This window comes from Candidatus Polarisedimenticolia bacterium (assembly GCA_035764505.1).
In the GTDB taxonomy this organism is placed as follows: Bacteria; Acidobacteriota; Polarisedimenticolia; order Gp22-AA2; family AA152; genus AA152.
Genome location: DASTZC010000219.1, coordinates 1 through 3841 on the forward strand (window position 1 = coordinate 1; position 3841 = coordinate 3841).

At 68.3% G+C, this 3841-nt stretch carries 3 protein-coding genes; 1 reads left to right on the plus strand and 2 read right to left on the minus strand.

From position 1 onward, the window contains the following. The coding region (gene boxB, locus VFW45_14445) for a benzoyl-CoA 2,3-epoxidase subunit BoxB (protein ID HEU5181985.1) at window positions 1-1250 on the minus strand (1250 nt) is incomplete at its 3' end. After that, on the minus strand, window positions 1250-2905 hold the full coding sequence (gene boxC, locus VFW45_14450; GenBank protein ID HEU5181986.1) for a 2,3-epoxybenzoyl-CoA dihydrolase: 1656 nt from the start codon (window positions 2903-2905) through the stop codon (window positions 1250-1252). The genes boxB and boxC, both read right to left, overlap by 1 nt. 247 nt (window positions 2906-3152) lie before the next feature. On the opposite strand from boxC, the gene VFW45_14455 reads away from it, so the two are divergent. Then, on the plus strand, window positions 3153-3841 hold a 689-nt coding region (locus VFW45_14455; GenBank protein HEU5181987.1), incomplete at its 3' end, for a hypothetical protein.

A 3841-nucleotide genomic window follows, 5' to 3' on the forward strand; every position in this document is an offset into this window, starting at 1 on the left:
CGGCGGTTGAACTCCTCGTCGGAAATCGGGTTCCCCTGCGGATCGAAGAAGTGGCCGCTGTACATCCCCATCTTGCGGTTGAAGCGCCGGCTGGGGAGCCTGATCTCGAAGTTGATGCCGGCCTCCTTGATGATCCGGTTCCAGCGGTCCACCCCTTTCTGGTTCTCGTCCACGTAGGCGTCGCGCACCACCTCGTTCATGGCGTTGCGCATCGGCACGTCACGCGACACCAGCCGGCCGGCGTCCAGGGCCTCCAGTGTGTAGACCCCTTCCAGCGCCACGTGATCGGGGTACTTCTCCTCCTTGGCGCGCCCTTTCAGTCCGGAGGCGAAGTAGTCGGCCGCGTTCGAGGAGATCTCCCCGCCGAACAGGTCCAGGCTGCTGGAGTACCAGAAATTCACGTAGCGCTGGACGGTGCCCAGGTCGATGCCGCCGCCGGCGCGCGCGTCCTCGTTGGGATCCTGCTTCATCAGCTCGCAGGCGCGCTTGACGATCCGGCCGATGCCGGTGTCGCCCACGAACATATGGTGCGCCTCCTCGGTGAGCATGAAGCGGGTGGTGCGCGACAGGGGATCGAAGCCGCTCTCGGCCAGCGCCAGGAGCTGGTACTTGCCGTCGCGGTCGGTGAACATGGTGAACATGTAGAACGACAGCCACTCGTCGATCGGCTCGTTGAAGGTGGTCAGGATGCGCGGCTTGTCGAAATCGCCCGAGCGCCGCTCCAGCAGCGCCTCCGCCTCCTCGCGCCCGTCGCGGCCGAAGTAGGCGTGCAGCAGGTAGACCATGGCCCACAGGTGGCGCCCCTCCTCCACGTTCACCTGGAAGAGATTGCGGCAGTCGTACATCGAAGGGGCGCTGTTGCACAGCAGCCGCTGCTGCTCGACGCTGGCCGGCTCGGTGTCGCCCTGCGTGACGATGATGCGCCGCAGCTGGTTGCGGTGCTCGCCGGGGACCTCCTGCCAGACCGGCTTGCCGAACAAGTCGCCGAACGGGATGCGGCGATCGGATTCGGGCGTCGACAGGAAGATGCCCCAGCGGTAGTCGGGCATCTTGACGTAGTCGAAGTTGGCCCAACCGTCGGAGCCGACGTCGATGGCGGTGCGCAGGTAGATGTTGTCGGCCTGGAACCCCTCGGGGCCGGCCTCCATCCACCATTTCATGTAATTGGGCTGCCACTTCTCCAGGGCACGCAGGAGCTTGCGGTCCTGGCTCAGGTTGACGTTGTTGGGGATCTTCTCGTGCAGCTGCATCAGGTCCTCCGGGGATCGAAGGTGGGACGCTCGGGCTTGCCGTACAGCGTCAGCGCGCCCTTCTCTCCCACGGCGTTCGGGCGCTGGAAAATCCAGTTCTGCCAGGCCGAGAGGCGGCTGAAGATCTTGCTGTCGCAGCCTTCGCTGCCGGGGAAGCGCAGGTTCGCCTCCATGCCGGTCAGCGCGTCGGGGGAGAGGCTGATCCGCTCCTCGCAGGCGACGCGGACCTCGTCCTCGTAGTCGATGTCATCGGAGACGACCGTGACGAGCCCCGCTTCCAGCGCCTGCGCCGGATCGTAGGAGCGCGGCTCGCGCAGCAGGGCCTCGGGCCGCTCCGGCTCCCCCAGAAAGCGGGCCTGCAGCCGGCTGAGACCGTGGGTCATGGGGAAATCGCCGCCGTTCGCCCGCGACAGCGCCACGGTATTGGGCTTCTCCGCGTCCTCGAGCATGTAGGAGCGATCGGCGGCCAGCGCCAGCTCGAACAGCGAGCCGGCGAAGCAGGAGCCGGGCTCGATGAGGGCAAAGAAGCTGCGGGCGGTGAGATCCAGCCGCCGCAGGACCCGCGCCATCAGGAAGCGGACCTCCGAGACGAACCAGTCTTCCCGCAGCCGGTCCATCACCGCGTCGAGCTCCAGCACCGCCTCGGGCGATCCCTCCGTCTTGAGCAGCACCAATCCGATGGCCGGCTCATTGGTCCGCAGATGGACCAGCGCGTCGTCCAGCTCCCGGAAGGCCTGCAGGGGCCACCATTTCGACCCGAGCTGTCGCAGCGCGGCGGCCTCGCCGGGAAGTCCCGCGGCCGGCCCGCGCACGGTGAGGGTGGCGCGCCGGCCAGAACGATCGATTTGCAGGCTCACGTGGCCGTAGTCGACGCGATCATCGCCCAGCTTGCGCTCGAGCGGCGCCAGGGGCACGCCTTGCGTGGCGCGCGCCGGAGAGGCGGCCGCGGCTTCGCCCGCGCGGCGCCGCACCTCCTCCTCGAAGCGGCTCTTCGGCACCACCTCGTCGACCAGCCTCCATTCCCGCGCCCGGCTGCCGCGCACCCCTTCCGCCACCGTGCAGAAAAGGTCGGCCAGGTCGCGACGCACCTTTCTCTTGTCGACCAGGCGCGTCAATCCACCGGTCCCCGGCAGGACCCCCAGCAGCGGCGTCTCGGGCAGGCTCACCGCGGAATTCCCGTCGTCGACCAGGATGATCTCGTCGCAGGCCAGCGCCAGCTCGTAGCCCCCCCCCGCGCAGGTGCCGTTGAGGGCCGCCAGGTACTTCTGGCCGCTATGGCGCGAGGCGTCTTCGATCGCCAGGCGCGTCTCGTTGGTGAACTTGCAGAAATTCACCTTGAAGCCGTGCGAGGAGCTGGCCAGCATGTGGATGTTCGCGCCGGCGCAGAAGACCCGATCCCGGTTGGAAGTCACGATCACGCAGCGCACCTCCGGGTGCTCGAAGCGCAGCCGCGTGACGGCGTCATGCAGCTCGATGTCCACTCCCAGGTCGTAGGAGTTCAGCTTCAGCTGGTAGCCTGGCACCAGCGGCTCGTTCTCCTGCACGGCCATGGTCAGGCGCGCCACGGGCCCCTCCAGGGCGAGCTTCCAGTGGCGGTAATGCGTCGGATCGGTCTGGAAGGAGATGGCGGGAGCGGCGGTCGTCTCGGGTGCCAAGTCGAATCCCTCGGGGGAAATCGGAAATCGCGCCCCGCATGGAGCGGCGCTCCCGCAGCGGCGACCGGTTCCTTTGAATGGCGGTAAGTCTAACAGAGAACCAGGCCCTTGTCCCCGCGCCGCGGGCCATTTGGGCCGTCGAAAGCCGCCCGGAAGAGCCCCGGAACCCCCGGCGGCCGAAAAGACGGGGGGCGGGGTTCACCCGGCGGCGCGTCCCGGCTATAATTGCCGCCTCCGAGAGGATTCCATGGGACTGTTTTCCGGACGCCGGGCCGATTCTCCCGCCTGGCAAAACGAGGATCCGAAGATTCGGCGGGCCGCCGTGGCCCGTCTCGAGGATCCCACCATCCTCTCCGAAATCCTCCAGACCGATACCGATGATGAAGTGAAGCGGCGCGCGCACGAGGCGCTGGTGGCCCTCGCGCAGACGATCGACCTCTCTGTGGCGCTGCGGGCCCTGGCGGCGTTGAGCGACGAGGCGGGGCTGCTCGCGGCGGCCCGTTCGGCGGTCTTGACCGAGGTGGCGCAGACCGCGCTGGGACGGCTCGATTCACCCAAGGCGCTGGGCGCCGTGGCCCGGCAGGGGAGCGCCCTGGCGGTCCGGATCGAGGCGATCAAGCGCCTGCGGGACGTCTCCGAGCTGGAGAGCGTGGCGCTGAAGAGCGAGGAAAAGGACGTGGCAATGGCGGCGCTGGACCGCCTGATGGAGGACGAGATACTCGCGGACCTGACGCCCGAGGCGCGGGCGGAGCTGCTCTCAACCCTGAGCGAGCGTGCCCGCAACCGGACCGTCGCCAAGCGCGCCCGGACGCTGCTGCGAGGAGACGACGAGCCCGCCGCGCCGGTCAGGCCGCGCCTGACCGATCGAGTCAGACAAAAAGAAGTGTGCGAGGCGATGGAGCTGCTGGCCGCCGCCGCCGAGCCCGAGGGGCTGCT